Annotated in this window: 14 protein-coding genes; 3 read left to right on the forward strand and 11 right to left on the reverse strand. The window is 66.9% G+C overall.

Annotated features, from left to right (window positions below; translation table 11 throughout):
• The 3 genes from AB4Z47_RS28085 to AB4Z47_RS28095 all read right to left on the reverse strand — a co-directional run.
• On the reverse strand, positions 1-629 hold a 629-nt coding region (locus tag AB4Z47_RS28085), incomplete at its 3' end, for a hypothetical protein (protein WP_441955279.1).
• Positions 630-1,145: 516 nt separating this feature from the next.
• Positions 1,146-2,735, reverse strand: a complete 1,590-nt coding sequence (locus AB4Z47_RS28090; RefSeq protein ID WP_441955281.1) for a DUF2142 domain-containing protein — start codon at positions 2,733-2,735, stop codon at positions 1,146-1,148.
• Positions 2,732-3,724, reverse strand: a complete 993-nt coding sequence (locus tag AB4Z47_RS28095) for a glycosyltransferase (protein ID WP_441955282.1) — start codon at positions 3,722-3,724, stop codon at positions 2,732-2,734. The genes AB4Z47_RS28090 and AB4Z47_RS28095 overlap by 4 nt, the downstream gene beginning before the upstream one ends.
• Before the next feature lie 147 nt (positions 3,725-3,871).
• On the opposite strand from AB4Z47_RS28095, the gene AB4Z47_RS28100 reads away from it, so the two are divergent.
• Positions 3,872-4,408 (forward strand): GtrA family protein, encoded by a 537-nt coding sequence (locus AB4Z47_RS28100; protein ID WP_441955284.1) that lies wholly within the window; start codon positions 3,872-3,874, stop codon positions 4,406-4,408.
• A gap of 136 nt (positions 4,409-4,544) precedes the next feature.
• A complete protein-coding gene (locus AB4Z47_RS28105; RefSeq protein WP_441955286.1) occupies positions 4,545-6,455 on the forward strand; it encodes a glycosyltransferase in 1,911 nt (636 codons plus the stop codon).
• A gap of 256 nt (positions 6,456-6,711) precedes the next feature.
• On the opposite strand, the gene AB4Z47_RS28110 is transcribed toward AB4Z47_RS28105, so the two are convergent.
• The 7 genes from AB4Z47_RS28110 to AB4Z47_RS28140 all read right to left on the reverse strand — a co-directional run bounded on the left by AB4Z47_RS28110 (position 6,712) and on the right by AB4Z47_RS28140 (position 12,683).
• Positions 6,712-7,581, reverse strand: coding sequence for an SDR family oxidoreductase (locus tag AB4Z47_RS28110; protein WP_441955288.1), 870 nt, complete (start codon positions 7,579-7,581; stop codon positions 6,712-6,714).
• A 142-nt stretch (positions 7,582-7,723) separates the two neighbouring features.
• Complete coding sequence (locus AB4Z47_RS28115) at positions 7,724-8,437, reverse strand: hypothetical protein (RefSeq protein ID WP_441955290.1); 714 nt, start codon at positions 8,435-8,437, stop codon at positions 7,724-7,726.
• Positions 8,438-8,647: 210 nt separating this feature from the next.
• Positions 8,648-8,995, reverse strand: coding sequence for a GTPase RsgA (rsgA, locus tag AB4Z47_RS28120; protein WP_441955292.1), 348 nt, complete (start codon positions 8,993-8,995; stop codon positions 8,648-8,650).
• 93 nt (positions 8,996-9,088) lie between these two features.
• Positions 9,089-10,123, reverse strand: coding sequence for a galactofuranosyltransferase GlfT1 (gene glfT1, locus AB4Z47_RS28125; protein WP_441955294.1), 1,035 nt, complete (start codon positions 10,121-10,123; stop codon positions 9,089-9,091).
• Positions 10,120-10,956, reverse strand: a complete 837-nt coding sequence (gene wzt / locus AB4Z47_RS28130; protein ID WP_441955296.1) for a galactan export ABC transporter ATP-binding subunit Wzt/RfbE — start codon at positions 10,954-10,956, stop codon at positions 10,120-10,122. Before wzt ends, glfT1 begins: the two co-directional genes overlap by 4 nt.
• A gap of 10 nt (positions 10,957-10,966) precedes the next feature.
• A complete protein-coding gene (gene wzm / locus AB4Z47_RS28135) occupies positions 10,967-11,848 on the reverse strand; it encodes a galactan export ABC transporter permease subunit Wzm/RfbD (protein ID WP_441955298.1) in 882 nt (293 codons plus the stop codon).
• A gap of 229 nt (positions 11,849-12,077) precedes the next feature.
• A complete protein-coding gene (locus AB4Z47_RS28140; protein WP_441955300.1) occupies positions 12,078-12,683 on the reverse strand; it encodes a bacterial proteasome activator family protein in 606 nt (201 codons plus the stop codon).
• Positions 12,684-12,925: 242 nt separating this feature from the next.
• On the opposite strand from AB4Z47_RS28140, the gene AB4Z47_RS28145 reads away from it, so the two are divergent.
• Complete coding sequence (locus tag AB4Z47_RS28145) at positions 12,926-14,128, forward strand: cysteine desulfurase-like protein (RefSeq protein WP_441955302.1); 1,203 nt, start codon at positions 12,926-12,928, stop codon at positions 14,126-14,128.
• Between the two features lie 19 nt (positions 14,129-14,147).
• Here the strand turns inward: AB4Z47_RS28145 and AB4Z47_RS28150 are convergent, their stop codons facing one another.
• Positions 14,148-15,152, reverse strand: a complete 1,005-nt coding sequence (locus AB4Z47_RS28150; protein WP_441955304.1) for an NAD(P)H-quinone oxidoreductase — start codon at positions 15,150-15,152, stop codon at positions 14,148-14,150.
• Between the last annotated feature and the right edge of the window lie 55 nt (positions 15,153-15,207).

The raw sequence follows: 15,207 nt of genomic DNA on the forward strand, positions 1-15,207 counted from the left end.
AGTTGGCCGGCGAGGGTGCCGAGGGCGCCGACGGCGATGATGCCGCCGAGGCAGCCGATGGCGGCGGCCGGGATGAACGCGCCGAACAGGCCGACGATGGTCGCCGCGGCGACGGTCGCGCCGGCGATGCCACCGAGGACGCAGCCGACAGCGCCGCCGCCGAGGCCGCCGACCATGGTGCCGATGGTGGCACCGGTCGCGATGGTGTCCTTCATGCGGTTCCAGGCGGCCTGTTCACGGTCGTATTCGGTCTTCCACGGAGCCTTGTCCTCGAAGGGAAGGGCGACCGGCTTGTAGATCGCGTGCTCCATGTCGAACTGTGGGGTCAGGGTGGCGGTGTGGTCCGCGATATCGGCAGCGACTGGGAACTCGAAGTCGTCCACCCGGAAGGTCAGCGGCACGCCGGTGAGCACGTTACCGTTGGCGGCCTTGACTTCGAAGACGCCGTCCTCGACGACCATGGAACCGGCATCGGTCGTGATGATGGACTGGGTGTCGGTGTTGTGCGCGGTGAAGTTCACCGCGTCGTTGTCGGCCTCGGTGGCCGGGGCCGCGTTGACGGTGCCTGCGGTGACGCCGAGGGCGGCGATCAGCAGTGCCGACGTCGCGGCGAATTTCCTCATCAGCATTTGTTTCGAACCTCGATGTGAAGCGTTCGGAGGGGACTGGACCAGCAAAATCTAGACCAGCTAACGCGTAGTGACCAGATCGTGACCTTTTTTAAATATGTTCGCTGTTGATTCTTGTGGTCACGCGTAATCGGCGAAACGCCTACGCTGCCCCGGTTTTTCGCAACGAGCGACATCGACCACTTCTATCGCAATGTGACTCAGATCACAATGCAACTCCGGTCTACGCTTGCGGCCTCGCTGTCCGAGTCCGTCGCCGGCGTGAGATCCCCACGTCGAGTCATGTCGGTGCGATTGCTCGGCGGCGGTGGTGCCGGATCCATCGGCGCGAACTTCGTCCCTCGCCGGCGGGATCGTGAGCGGAAGAAGGAGTGAACCCGCCGGAGATTCACCTGGAGGGGTTCCGGCTGTTCCGCGAGCAGGGGTACAACGAGACGACGATCGAGCAGGGCGATAAGCGCAGCACTGGACTGCCTCGAGCGCGGGCGCGGTGGCACGCTCGGATTCCGCTGTGGGTCAGCCCCAGACGACGGTGTAGTACTTCGCCGCGGCCGCGATCAGCGCCACGGTCGACGCCGCGACCACGGTGACAGCCGGGCCTACCGTTGGCGTCTTCCCGGCGGTGTCGGTGAGCCGCAAAGGCATCCAGCGCAGCAGCACCGCGAGCCCGACGATCGCCAAGGGCACGAAGTAGCGGCCCTGCACGCCGTCGATGATGTAGTAGCCGACCGGCGTGAACGACATGTAGAGCGTCACGTAGATCATCGCCACGCTCGCCGCCATGGTGAGCGCCACGATCAGCGTGCGCCGGAAATTGGCAGCGTTCATCCGGTCGGCGACGCCGACGCTCACCGCGAACGCGAGCAGGCAGGCCAGCATCGCCACGGCTGGAACGTCGACGTAGGCAAAGCCGAGTTCGCCGAAGAACTGGCTGAACCAGCGCTCGTCGCGCAGCGCGATGCTCTCACCGAACACGTGGACGAAATCCAGCGGGTGGCGCAGGATACCGCTCAGCTGGTCACCGGTGCGAACCGAGTGCCACTGGTGCTGCGGCCGCATCAGCCCCATGCCGTCGCCGGTCGGCGCGGCAATCTTCATCCACACCGCGAAGGCGAGCGCGCCCGCCGCGGCGAAGGCCCACGGGATACCGCGCCGCCAGCCGGTGAACCCGAACCGGTCGGCGGGCACCAGCACGACGAGCATCGCGAGCAGCACGTAGGTCGGCTTGCTCACCGGAAGCAGGATCGTCGCCGTCAGCAGCGCGCCGATCTCCACCCGGCCGAGTCGCTCGCCGAGGAACAGGGACTTCACCAGCAGCGCGGAGACCAGGATGGCCAGCGCGTTGGTCATGGTGTCGGCGGTGACCGTACCCGCCTGGAACACCGCGATCGGCAGCACGGCGACGGTGAACGCGAGCCACTGCACCCGGTGCGCACGCAGCGCGAACAGGCCGAAGCCGACCACCGCGAGGTAGGCCGCCAGCCCGGCGAGCCGAGTGAGCAGGACGAGGCCGCCTACGTCGAGCCCGAACAGCTCGGCGAGCCGGATGCCGATCGCGGCCGGCACGTAGGGGACAGGCGAGTATGCGGCGGTGTTGGTGAACCAGACCGGTTCGGTGGCGTCCGAGACCGGTGTGCTCTCCAGCTGCTCGTAGCCGCCGGGATTCTCCACCATCGGATCGGGCTCGTCCGGGTTGGTCGTGTAGTCCTTCATCGCGTAGCCCATCAGCTTGCTGATGCTGGATGGGACGTCGCCGCCATAGGAGATGCCGCGTTCGTCGTGAATCCGCTGCGGGCCGAACCCGCCGTGCGCGACCTGGTAGGCGCGGCCGAACTGGGTGATCTCGTCATGACCCCAGAACGACGGGGTGAGGACGCTGAACAGCGCGCCGAAGATCGCGGCGAGCACGGTGAAGGCGACCGTCGCGGCGCCGAGGCGTGTCCCGATCCGGCGCGCGAAACCTATGATCGCGCCGCTCGCGGGCTGGTCAGCGGTAGCCCTGGCCGCACCATCGAGGTCAGCGGCGGGCAGCGGCGCGGTGGCCACTGTGGGCAGCGGTGCGGTGTCCGAGGTCTGTGCCGCGGTCCGATCCGCCGATGTCGTCAACGCCCGGCTCCACCGTCACGGGCGTCACCGCCGTTGTCGTCGGCGGGTGCGCCGTCCGCGCTCACCGCCGCATATCGCAGGTAGGTCAGACGCGCGGTCTCATGCCGTGAGCGGCGGATGCCGTCCAGGATCAGGCCCGCGGTCCACGCAAGGCTGCCCAGCAACAGCAGGGTGAAGCCGAGGAACAGCGTGGGGAAGCGCGGTACCTCGTGGGTGTTGTAGAACTCGACGACGATCGGGATGGTGAGGACGATCGAGACCAGCCAGCTCAGCGTCCCGAACAGGCCGTAGAACGCGACCGGCCGTTCGTGCCTGGCCAGCCCGATGATCAACGCGAGGATCTTGAATCCGTCGTGGTACGTGCGCAGCTTGCTCGCGCTGCCCGCGGGACGATCGCGGAAGCCGACCGGCACCGCCGTCCGCGGCACCCGCAGGTGCAGCGAGTGCACGGTCAGCTCGGTCTCGATCTCGAACTCGCGGGAGACCGCGGGGAAGCTCTTCACGAACCGGCGAGAGAACACCCGGAAGCCGGACAGCATGTCTTCGACGTTCTCCCCGAACACCTTGCCGACTACGCCGTTGAGCACCTTGTTGCCGGTCTCGTGGCCCGCACGGTAGGCCGAGGCGCCCTCGTCCTGCCTGCGCACGCCCAGCACGTGGTCGTAGGGGCCGTCGAGCAGTGTCTTGATCATCAGCGGCGCGGCCGACGCCTCGTAGGTGTCGTCGCCGTCGATCATCAGGTAGACGTCGGCTTCGATATCGGCGAAGGCGCGGCGCACTACGTTGCCCTTGCCTTTGGTGTGCTCGTGTCGAACGATCGCTCCGGCCGCACGGGCCCGCTCGGCGGTCTTGTCCGTGCTCAGATTGTCGTAGACGTAGACGCTGATTCCCGGCACGGCGGCCTGCAGGTCGGCGACGACCTTGGCGACCGAAGCCTCTTCGTTGTGGCAGGGAACCACGGCGGCAATACGAAGCTCGGTGGAGTCCACCCGGGTCAATCCTCGCGATCGGTGGTGAATTTGGGAACACCGGGAGGGTACAGGGATCTCACAGAGAACGCGTGGCCGACCTCACCGTGCCGACTGACGAATTCGCACTCGCCGCCCGTTCGCCGTGGCCTGCGGTAGCGTCGGGCCGTGCCAACCAGTGAGTCCACCGCACCCGCAGGCGAGTCTGTGACGCAGGAGCCGGGGTCGATCGTCCGGAAGGTGCTCACCGCGCTGCGGCAGGGCGGGGCCTTCCTGGTGGTCGGCGCGATCGGGTTCCTCGTCGACGCGGGGACCTACAACCTCTTGGTGTTCTGGGGTGGAGCGGGCGTCCTCTACCACTACCCGCTGCCCGCGAAGATCATCGCGATCGTGGTGGCCACAGTGGTCACCTACTTCGGCAACAAGTGGTGGACCTTCGCACACAAGCAAACCGACAACCCTGGTCGCGAATACCTTTTATACGCGGTGTTCAACGTCGTCGCGATCGCTCTGCAACTGGGCTGTCTCGGTTTCTCCCGCTACGTACTCGACTTGTCGAGCCCGCTGTCGGACAATATCTCCGGCACGCTGATCGGGCAGATCGTGGCAGTTGTGTTCCGCTACTGGGCTTATGACACATTCGTCTTCACAGGGTCGAGCAAGGCTGGCGACAGCGTCGCGGTCAACGCTTCGGCGAACGACTAGCAATGGTGTGGCGATACGGCCGCCCTGTTCCGAAGCAGGCACGTTACCGGGCCGGTTGATATCCTCACCCCCGCCGTGAACGGCAATCCAGGGGCGTATCTGTCCCGTCCGGCACAATGAGAATTTCGAGGATTTCATGGATCAGTCGGCTACCCAAGCCGTTACCGAAACAAACGATCGCTCGACGGCTGTTGACGCGCCTGCTTCGCTGCGCGCCGACCATCGGGCACCGGATCTGCTGGTGCTGCAGCGCGGCATCTTCACCGGTCCGTCGGCCAAGGTGAGCGACGAGCTCTATGCCGTCGTCAAGGGTGGCGCGCGTCGGGAACGCCAGACGCTGAGACTGGACAAGGGCGCGACCGCGCACACCAATACCTACTTCGGCCGGTTCGCCGCCAGCTATTGGCAGCGCTGGACCACGGTCACCGAGGTACGGGCCACTATGGTGCTCGAGGTCGCGAAGAAGGCCGCGGTCCGGGTGGTCGCCTCCGACATCGCGGGGCACCGCAGGATCATCGACAGCGCACACGTGAACGACGGCGGTACGTTGACGCTGACCGCGCCGCTCGATCAGTATGTCGACGGCGGCGCGCTGTGGCTGGAGTTCGACGCCGTCGGCGGCGAGCTCGGCATCGCGGAGCTGACCTGGAGCACGGTGGCGCCGGAGCGTGTGCGGCCGGTCGCCATCGCCATTTGCACCTTCAACCGCGCCGAGGACTGCGCCGAGACCGTCGCCGCGCTCTCCTCCGACCCGACCGTGCTCGCGGCCATCGACGCGGTGTACGTCGTCGACCAGGGCACCGATCTGGTCGAGAACCGGCCGCGCTACCAGGAGGTCGCACCGGTCTTCGGTGACAAGCTGCGCTACATTCGCCAGCCGAATCTCGGTGGCGCGGGCGGCTTCACCCGTGGTCTGTACGAGGTGTCCGCGGCCAACGAGCACGCCGACGTCATCCTGATGGACGATGACATTCTCTGCGAGCCGGAAACGGTTTTGCGGCTCAACGCCTTCGCCAACATGACGGTGGAGCCGACTCTGGTCGGCGCGCAGATGCTGTTTCTGCTCAACCCCGACTACCTCAACGTCGGCGCCGAGGAAGTACACCTGCACCGGCTGCGGCACGGACAGAAGGTGCCGAAGGCGCTGCGCAATACCAGCATGTTGAAGAAGAACCAGGAGCGCCGCGTAGACGCGGGCTACAACGCCTGGTGGACCTGCCTCATCCCGGCCGAGGTGGTCGCGAAGATCGGTCTTCCGGTCCCGATCTTCTTCCAATGGGACGACGTGGAATACGGCATCCGGGCGCGCGAGAACGGTTTCGTCACCGTCACGCTGCCCAACGCCGCGGTGTGGCACGCGGACTTCTATTGGAAGGACTACGACGACTGGGCACGCTACTTCAGCACGCGTAACTCGTTGATCGTCGGTTCGCTGCACGCGGATCTGGACGCGAAGGCGATCAGCCACAAGCTGTTCCGTGAGCTGGCCGAACATCTGGTCGCCATGCAATACGGCCTGGTGCACACCACGCTGCAGGGCATCGAGGACTTTCTGCGTGGGCCCGAGGTGTTGCGCGACGGCGGTGTCGCGGCGCTGGCCGCCGCCCGCACCAGCCGGGGTGAGTACGGCGAGACGATCAAGCACCCGGCCGCGACGCCGCCGGTGCGCTCGGCCGACATCCAATTGCGCCGTGCCGGTGGGGAACCAAGCCGTGTGACGCTGGTGCTGATCAAGCGTGCACTGAACCAGTGGTTCGGCCGGACCCAGCACGGTGTCATCGGCGTCACCAGGGAAGACGCCTATTGGTGGCACGTCTCGCTGTTCGACCACGTCGTGGTCACCGATGCCTCGCAGTCCGGGGTGCGGGTGCGCAGGCGCGACAAGGCCCGCGCCCGTCAGCTGCTGCGCCGCACCTTGCGCGTGCTGCGCCGCCTGCGCCGCGAACTGCCCACAGTGCAGGCGCAGTACCGTGCCGCCGTGCCGGAACTCACCAGCCGCGCCAACTGGGAGCGGTTGTACGGCAGTTCCGCCTCTCCGGATCTTTAGGCCGTACTAGTCGGGTGGCGCGGGATTTGCGTTCAGGTCCTGCGCTGGGTGCCGATTGTGTTCTGGGCGTACCCGGCGAGTTACCCATGTACGTGCGAGATCGATTGTCGGGTTGGTAATCGGCTCCGCCGTTCTTCTGGTAGCCGCACGTCCGGCAAGAAACGTGGCGAGGCGGGTGTGCACATGGGTAGCTCGCCGGGTACTCCAAACTGGTCAAGGCCCTGAACGCTGCTTTAGGGTGCCTGACCGGTACGGCCTAAATACGCGGAGATGCGGGCAAGAACAGGTCGGTGGTGAGTTCGCCGGTGCCGGGGGTGACGCGGTACTTGTCCAAGTCGGTGATGCCGTGGGCGGCGAGGACTTCGTCGTCGATGAAGAAGTTGCCGCTGGTCTCCTCGGCCGGCGAGGTGAGCACGAGGTAGGCGGCGTCGGCGTAGATGTCGGGGGTGCGCGAGGTGGATACCATTTCCTCGCCGCCGAGCAGATTCTTGACCGCGGCCGTCGCGATGGTGGTGCGCGGCCACAGCGAGTTGACGCCGATGCCGTTGCCCTTCAGCTCCTCGGCGAGCCCGAGCGTGGTCAGCGACATCCCGTACTTTGCGATGGTGTAGCCCAGCGCCGCGCCCGCCCACTTCGGGTCCAGGTTCAGCGGCGGGGAGAGGGTGAGGATGTGCGGGTTGCGCCCGGCCTTCGCCGATTCGCGCAGGTGCGGGATGCTCAGCTTGGAGAGCAAGAAGCTGCCTCGGCAGTTGATGTCCTGCATGAGGTCGTACTTCTTCATCGGAAGCGCGTCGGTGGGGGACAGGTCGATCGCGGAGGCGTTGTTCACCACGATGTCGATGCCGCCGAACCGCTCGACCGTCTGCCGCACGGCCTCCGCCACCGACTCGTCGATGCGGACGTCGCCGACGAATGGCAGCACCCGACCGCCCGCTGCCGTCAGTTCCGCGGCGGCGGTGTGGATGGTGCCGGGAAGCTTGGGGTGCGGCTGGTCGGTCTTGGCGATCAGGGTGATGTTCGCGCCGTCGGCCGCGGCCCGCTTGGCGATCTCCAGCCCGATGCCACGGCTGCCGCCGGACATGATCATTGTCCGGCCAGCGAGCGGCTTGGAACCCGGTTCTGTCATGTGACCTGCTCCTTCGTGTCTGCCGCGGGTGGGATGCCCGCAGCTGTCGGCGCTGTGCACATTAAGCGTAAACCCCGGTAATATGCAATCAGTTGCATAGTGGGTGGTAAGAAAGGGCACCGGGTTTCGGTGCCCTTTCGCGCTAGAGCGTCGCCAGCGTCAGGATGTTCAACAGGATGATCAGCACGGCCAGCGCCCAGCTGATGTACAGGAACACCATGCCGGGCGCCTTCTGGGGCACCGGGCCGATCGCGCCATTGAGGAAGATCACCACGGGTGCCTTGTAATAGAACCGCGTGGCCTGGCCCTCGGCCATCGGCACTGTCACGGTGGCCGGACCCATGTCGAACAGCCACGGCGTGGCGACCCGGACGTGGTACTGGCCCGGGCCGACCGGAATATGGTTCGCGCCCCAGCGGGTGTTCGGCACCCGCTGCCCGTTGACCAGGATCTTCGGTTTGGTCAGCGCGAGCAGGAACGCCCAGCCGGAGTACGAGGCATCGATCGTGATGCCCGGCGGATCGGCGGGCTGGCCATAGGCCTGCTGCGGCGCGAACGGTTGCGGCTGCCCGAACGGTTGCGGCTGCCCGAACGGTTGCGGCTGCCCGAACTGCTGGGGCTGGCCGGCCTGCTGGGGCTGGCCGTATTGCGGCACGGGCTGCCCATACGGGGGCTGCCCCACCGCGGGCTGTACGAGATGCGGTTGGCTCGGATTCTGCCCCGCGGGCGGCGCGTACTGCGCGGGCACCTGTGGGGGCGGGTACTGGCCGACGGGCGGCTGCTGACCGAACGCCGGCTGTCCAGGCCATTGCCCGGGTTGCTGGCCATGAGGCGGGTACCCGCCGGGGTGACTCATGTATCCCTCCCATATAGCGAACAGTGCGAGCCGACCCTACCGTGCGCCGACGGAATCAACGCCGCGAGTTCCGCTCCTTGTTCAGTCTGCGCTGCTGCTTCGTGCTGCCCTGCCAGGCTTTTCGCGTTCGGCCTTCAGCCGCTTATCGGTGCACGCTTGGATCCACCCGTTCTCCCGCGGGTTTGGTGGTGACTGGCGAGTCGGAGCTGGTCAGCGCACCGGTCTCGACCGCCTCCAGCACCGCGCACCCCGGTTCGCCGCGGTGCGCGCAATCGCCGAAACGGCGTTGTGCGGCAAGGGATTCGATATCGCTGAAGGTCTTCTCGATCCCTTGGGGAGCACCCCACAGCTCGACGCCGCGCAGCCGAATGTATCGATCAGCGTCCCACTGCCGGGCAGTGGACGCAGCTCCCGATGCACTGTGGTGTGCCTGCCCTTCTTGTTCGCTGCACGGACTGCGTTGGTGGCGAACACCTCCGCGCCGAGCAGCGCGTTGCCAAGGGTGAACTTCCCAGCACCGGAGGGCCCGATCAGTGCGACCGTGTCGTCGAGCGGCACCGGCGCCCTCCGAAGTTCTCGCACCCTCGATTAATTTCTCGCACGCCGCTCAATTGGTGTGAGGAGGGAATCGGGTACGTGCCGCGGGCACTGTCAGTCGGGTTTGCCGAATTGTTCGTGGCGGCCGAGGGAGCGTAGATGGAACCATTCGCGCAGGCCGGCGGGGTCGCGGCGGGTGACGAGGAAGAACCAGGCGAAGCGGATCCATTCCTGGGGGAGGAGTTTGCGCATGCCGGGCTGGGACATCAGATAGCCGCGGTTGCGGTAGGTGAAGTAGCGCTTCACCGGATCGTCCGGGTACTGGGTGTGCATGCGGCCGCCGAGGATCGGCTTGAACTCGGCCGCGCCGTTGGGGTGCAGGTACGCCGTCTGCAGGCAGGTGCCGAAGGGGACGCCGGAGCGAACCAGGCGGCGATGCACCTCGACCTCGTCGCCGCGGACGAACAGGCGCAGGTCGGGAACGCCGATCACGTCAACAGCCTTCGCCGAGATCAGCGCGCCGTTGAACAGGGAGGCGATGCCGGGCAGGAAATCCTCGTCGCCGAGTTCGGAGCGCAGCCGCCGCCAGACCACGCCCCGGCGCAGCGGAAACGCGAGGCGGTCGGGTTCGTCGATGTCGCAGACCACGGGTGACACCTCGACGAGCCCGTGCCGGTCCGCGCAGTCCAGCAGAGTGGACAACACGTCCGCGCCTTCGGGCCTGCCGTCGTCGTCGGCGAGCCACACCCAGTCCGCGCCGATGCTCAGCGCGTGCAGCATGCCGAGCGCGAATCCGCCCGCGCCGCCGAGGTTGTGCGCCGAGCCGAGGTAGGTGGATTCGACCGGCTGGTCGCGCACCAGATCGGCGACCTCCGGTTCGTTGCCGTTGTCGATCACGATCAGGTGGTTCACCGGCCGCGACTGGGACGCAACGACTTTCAGTGACTCGGCGAGCAGCTCGCGGCGCTTGTGCGTGACGACGACGGCCACGATGCGGGCGCCTGGCCCGGTATCGGGCGCCGCACCGGCGTCCTGCGTGTTCGCGCCGCCGTCCTCGCCCGCCGCGGCGCCGGAGCCCTCCGGCTCGGAGCCGACCCGGGCCTGCGCCCCTGCGTCGATCGGGGTGTCCTGCCCGGTCGGCTCACTCATGCCTGATTTCGCTCCAGTTCTCGCTCGGTTCCGATGGCCCGTTCGGCTTCCATTTCGCGCAGCACGGTCGCGACGTGATTCCCCGCGTCCGGACCTTCATACGCTCGCACCACTTCTTCGATACCGCCACGCAATCGAATCTGCCCGTGATCGATCCACAGCGCGGAATCGCACAGTTGCGCGAGAAATTCATTGGAATGGCTGGCAAAAACCAGAATGCCCGATCGCGCGACCAAGGACTGCAACCGGATTCTGGCCTTCTTCATGAACTCGGCATCCACTGCGCCGATCCCCTCGTCGAGCAGAAGGATCTCCGGATCGATCGAGGTCACCACACCCATCGCGAGGCGAACCCGCATGCCGGTGGAATAGGTGCGCAGCGGCATGGACAGATATTCTCCGAGTTCGGTGAAATCGGCGATCTCATCGATCTTCGACAGCATCTGCTTGCGCGTCTGCCCGAGGAAAAGGCCGCGGATGATGATGTTCTCGTAACCAGAGATCTCCGGGTCCATGCCGACACCGAGATCGAATACCGGCGCCACCCTGCCGCGGATGCGCGCACTGCCGCGCGAGGGTTCGTAGATGCCCGAGAGCAGCCGCAGCAGCGTCGATTTGCCCGCGCCGTTGTGCCCGACCAGGCCGATCCGGTCGCCCTCTCGGAGCGAAAGGTTGATGTCGCGCAACGCCTCGACCACGACGACGTCGGACTGGTTGCGCCCGATCGCGCCGCCTGCCTTGCCGAGGAACGCTTTCTTCAACGACCGCGATTTGGCGTCGAAGATCGGGAATTCGACCCACGCCTGCTGGGTTTCGATACTCACACGACTCATCGGGGCGCTCCTATACCCAGTACGGCACGCGCGAACGGTACTGCTTCATGGCGAAGATCGCCACGATCCAGCCCACCAGTGTGATCGCGCCGACGACCACCCAGTGCCGCAGTTCCTGCGGTTCGCCGAGCAGCGGGGCCCGGACGATTTCGAGATAGTGGAACGTCGGAACGAGTTCGGCCAACCGGGCGCGGTCGCCAGTGCCCATCTGCGATTGCAGGGTCTTGGTCGTCCACATCACCGGGGTCAGCACGAACAGCATCAGGGTGGTGCTGCCGAGAATGGGCGCGATATCGCGGTAGCGGGTGCTGAAAATGCCGAACACGATCGACACCCACATGGAATTCAGGAACAGCAACACCATGGCCGGAATCGCGAGGAGGCTCGACCAGCCCAGGTTCTTCCAGACGCCGAAGGCCGCCAGCATCACCAGATAGATGACCATGTTGTGCCCGAAGAACAGCAGCTGCCGCCACACCAGCCGATACACGTGCACGCTCAGCGCCGAGGGCAGCTGTTTGATCAGGCCCTCGTTGGCGATGAAGACCTCCGAGCCCTCCAGAATGCTCGCGCTGATGACGTTCCAGATGATGAGCCCGACCGTCACATACGGCAGATACTCCCGCAGCGGCTGGCCGAGCAGCGCCGCGTACAGAATGCCCATCGCCGTGGCCTGCAGGCCGGTGGCGATGGTGATCCAGAACGGCCCGAGCACCGAGCGCCGGTAGCGCTGCTTGATGTCCTGCCAGCCGAGTGACAACCACAGCTCGCGCTGGGCGAATCCGCTCGCGAAGTCCTGGAACGCACGCCGGAACGTCTGGGAGTCCGACACGATCTTCGCCGCGGTTGCGCCGGCGGCCGCGGACTCCACCTCCGGTGTGGCCGCGCTCACCGGATCCTCCCGCGTCGAGTCGTCGCCGGAACGCACCGCGTGCTCGGTCGATGGGGTCGGTGAGCTGTCATCTGAAAACGCTTGGTCATCGGAACCAACTGAGCTCTCTTCAGGACGCACCGCACTCGGTTCGGATACCGAGTCGGGGCGAGCGGCAGCGGCGGGCACGGTGCGACACTACCCTTGCGGCTTCCCGTCGACCCGCGTGGCACACGTGGGTCGGGTGGTGTCAGAGGTACTGACCGGAACCGCCGGTGACATGATTGCCGTGTCCGCCGCGCGGGTCGGCGGCGTGGAGGCCGGGCGGCAGCGCACCTTGGCGCATCTGCTCGAGCTGTGCCCGTGCGGCCATCTGCTGTGCGAACAGTGCGGTCTGGATGCCGTGGAACAGGCCCTCCAGCCAGCCGACCAGCTGCGCCTGCGCGATCCGCAGCTCGGCGTCGGTCGGGACGGCGTCATCGGTGAACGGCAGCGTGAGCCGCTCGAGCTCCTCGCGCAGCTCAGGGGCGAGACCCTGTTCCAGCTCGCGCACCGAGGACTTGTGGATCTCCTTGAGCCGGCTGCGACTGGCGTCGTCGAGCGGAGCCGCGCGCACCTCCTCGAGCAGCTGCTTGATCATGGTGCCGATCCGCATGACCTTCGCGGGCTGCTCGACCATGTCGGCGAGCGATTCGCCGGAATCATCACTGCCGTCCGAGTCGTCTTTCTTGTCGTCATCGGTCACCACCTGAGCGGTGAAGGGCGCCCCCGATCCGGCCTCCGCTGGGAGGACCAACGGTCTGCCGTCCGGTCCGACAACGACGATGTGGTCCGGTGCCTCATCCGAGTGCGTCATGCCCCCTATCATGTCGTGTTCGCTCCGAACGCGCTAAGCGGGTGCTCCCGGCACCGGTCGTCGGCCAGGGTTGCCCGGTCCGCCTCGCGGCGCGGCGATGGCGTTCTATCCTGTCCGGGTCGTGTGGTTCGGATTTGTCGAAAGTCGGTTGCCATGCTGAGGCCCAGGTCACTGTGCTCCCACCGGAATGCGGAGGGGAACGCGGTTACACAGGCTCGCCCGCTGCCCTTAGAGTGGCCAACATGACATACGACGTCGCGAGGGTTCGGGGCCTGATACCGTCCCTGGGCGACGGTTGGATCCATCTCGACCCGCAAGCGGGCATGTTGGTTCCGGATGCCGTATCTCGTGCCGTCTCAACAGGTTTCCGAACTTCGTCATTCTCGCATATCGGGCGCCACGGCGCCGCTGTGCGTAGCGCGGCGATTCTGGACGCGGCCCGCGAGGCGGTGGCGGACCTGGTCGGCGGCGATCCGGCGGGCGTCGTGCTCGGCCCCGACCGGGCGGTCTTGTTGGCCTGGCTCGCCGAATCGCTCAGCTCGCGGCTCGGGCTCGGCACCGGCATCGTGCTGTCCAGGTTGGACGACGAGGCCAACGTCGCGCCGTGGCTGCGCATCGCCAACCGCTACGGCGCGCACGTGCGCTGGGCCGAGGTGGAGATCGAGACCTGCGAGATGCCGTCCTGGCAGTTCGAGGAGCTGATCGGGCCCACCGCGCGATTGGTGGCGCTGACCGCAGCCTCGCCGATCGTCGGCTCCGCACCCGCCGTCCGGGTGGCCGCGGACCGGGTGCACGAGGTGGGCGGCCTGCTGGTGGCCGATGCGTTCGGCGCGGCGCCCTACGCGCTGATCGACATCGAGGAACTGAACGCCGACGTGGTCGCGCTGAGCGCACCGGCATGGGGCGGTCCGCAGATCGGCGCACTCGTATTTCGTGACCCCGCGTTTCTGGACCGGATTCCCTCGATGTCGTTGAACCCCTATGCCAAGGGCGCCGAGCGACTCGAGGTGGGCGGGCACCAGTATGCGCTGCTCGCCGGGCTCACCACCTCGATCGACTTTCTCGCCGGGCTCGACGACCGCGCGCACGGCACCAGGCGCGAGCGCCTGGAAATGTCGATCACCTCGCTACAGGACTACCACGACCAACTGTTCGAGCACCTGATGGACGTGCTGGACAGGATCCCGAACCTCACGGTGATCGGTCGCGCTTCCACCCGAATTCCCACCGTCAGTTTCACCCTCGCGGGCATGCAGGCCGAGAAGGTCGCCGCCAAGCTGGCCGACAACCGGATCGGCACGCTGAGCGGGGTGCACGGCGGCAGCAGGCTGCTCGACGCGCTGGGTGTCAACGACGAGGGCGGTGCGGTGACCATCGGCCTCGCGCCTTACACCACCAGGTTCGAGATCGATCAGCTCGGCAGAGCGCTCGTGGCGCTGGAGTGATCGGCGGAACTCGCAGCGCTCAGAGCTCTTTCACCCGTAGCACCACTTTGCCGAACACTTCGCCGGAGTCCAGTAGCCGATGCGCTTCGGCCGCTTCGTCGATCGGCAGCTCGGCGTCGATGACCGGGACGACGGTACCGGCGGCGATCAACGGCCATAGCTGCCGGTTCAGTTCCGCGACGATCGCGGCCTTGCCGCCTACACCGGTCGCGGGCCTCGCGCGCACGTTCGTTGCGTAGACGGTGCCCCACTTCCGCAGCAGCGCAGCGAGATTCAGCTCCGCACTGACTCCGCCCTGCATGCCGATCACGATCAACTGTCCGTGTTCGGCCAGCGCGTCGACATTGCGCGCCAAGTAGGCCGCGCCCATGTTGTCGAGGATGATGTCGGCGCCGGCGCCACCCACGCCGGACTCCTCCGCGCGCACCGCCGAGACGAAATCGTCCTCTCGGTAGTTGATCAGCACGCTCGCCCCGAGTTCCGCGCAGCGCGCCAGTTTCTCGGCCGAACCTGCGGTCACCGCGACGCGTGCGCCCAGCGCCCTGGCCACCTGGATGGCGTGTGTGCCCACTCCACTGCCGCCACCGTGGATCAACACCAGCTGGTTCGCGCGCAGCCCTGCGGTCATCACCAGGTTCGACCACACAGTGGCCGCGACCTCGGGCAGCCCGGCCGCCGCGCCGAGGTCGAGGCTGTCCGGAACCGGAAGCACCTGCGTCACGGGGACCACGACCCGTTCGGCGTAGCCGCCGCCGGACAGCAGCGCGCATACCCGGTCGCCGACCTGCCAATCGCGCACGTCGTCGCCGAGTTCGGCGATGACTCCGGAACATTCGAGGCCGATGATCTCGCTGGCGCCCGGAGGGGACGGGTAGTGGCCTCGGCGCTGCAGCAGGTCGGCGCGGTTGACGCCGGCCGCAGCCACCTCGATCAGCACCTCGCCGGGCCCGGGCGTCGGATCCGCGGCCTCGGCCCACTGCATCACCTCTGGTCCGCCGAAGCCGGTCAGGTTGATAGCACGCACCGTGTCATAGTGCTCCGGCTGTCCGGGGCGGCTGCGCGCGGACCCCTGCTCGGCG

This window comes from Nocardia sp. 2TAF39, from assembly GCF_052114905.1.
GTDB lineage: Bacteria > Actinomycetota > Actinomycetes > Mycobacteriales > Mycobacteriaceae > Nocardia.

What these genes read in the sequence shown, in the direction of transcription:
- AB4Z47_RS28110 (WP_441955288.1), bottom strand. Translation starts at nt 7,581, where the DNA reads ATGACAGAACCGGGTTCCAAGCCGCTCGCTGGCCGGACAATGATCATG.
- wzt (WP_441955296.1), bottom strand. Translation starts at nt 10,956, where the DNA reads ATGAGTCGTGTGAGTATCGAAACCCAGCAGGCGTGGGTCGAATTCCCG.
- glfT1 (WP_441955294.1), bottom strand. Translation starts at nt 10,123, where the DNA reads ATGAGTGAGCCGACCGGGCAGGACACCCCGATCGACGCAGGGGCGCAG.
- AB4Z47_RS28115 (WP_441955290.1), bottom strand. Translation starts at nt 8,437, where the DNA reads ATGAGTCACCCCGGCGGGTACCCGCCTCATGGCCAGCAACCCGGGCAA.
- AB4Z47_RS28140 (WP_441955300.1), bottom strand. Translation starts at nt 12,683, where the DNA reads ATGACGCACTCGGATGAGGCACCGGACCACATCGTCGTTGTCGGACCG.
- AB4Z47_RS28145 (WP_441955302.1), top strand. Translation starts at nt 12,926, where the DNA reads ATGACATACGACGTCGCGAGGGTTCGGGGCCTGATACCGTCCCTGGGC.
- AB4Z47_RS28105 (WP_441955286.1), top strand. Translation starts at nt 4,545, where the DNA reads ATGGATCAGTCGGCTACCCAAGCCGTTACCGAAACAAACGATCGCTCG.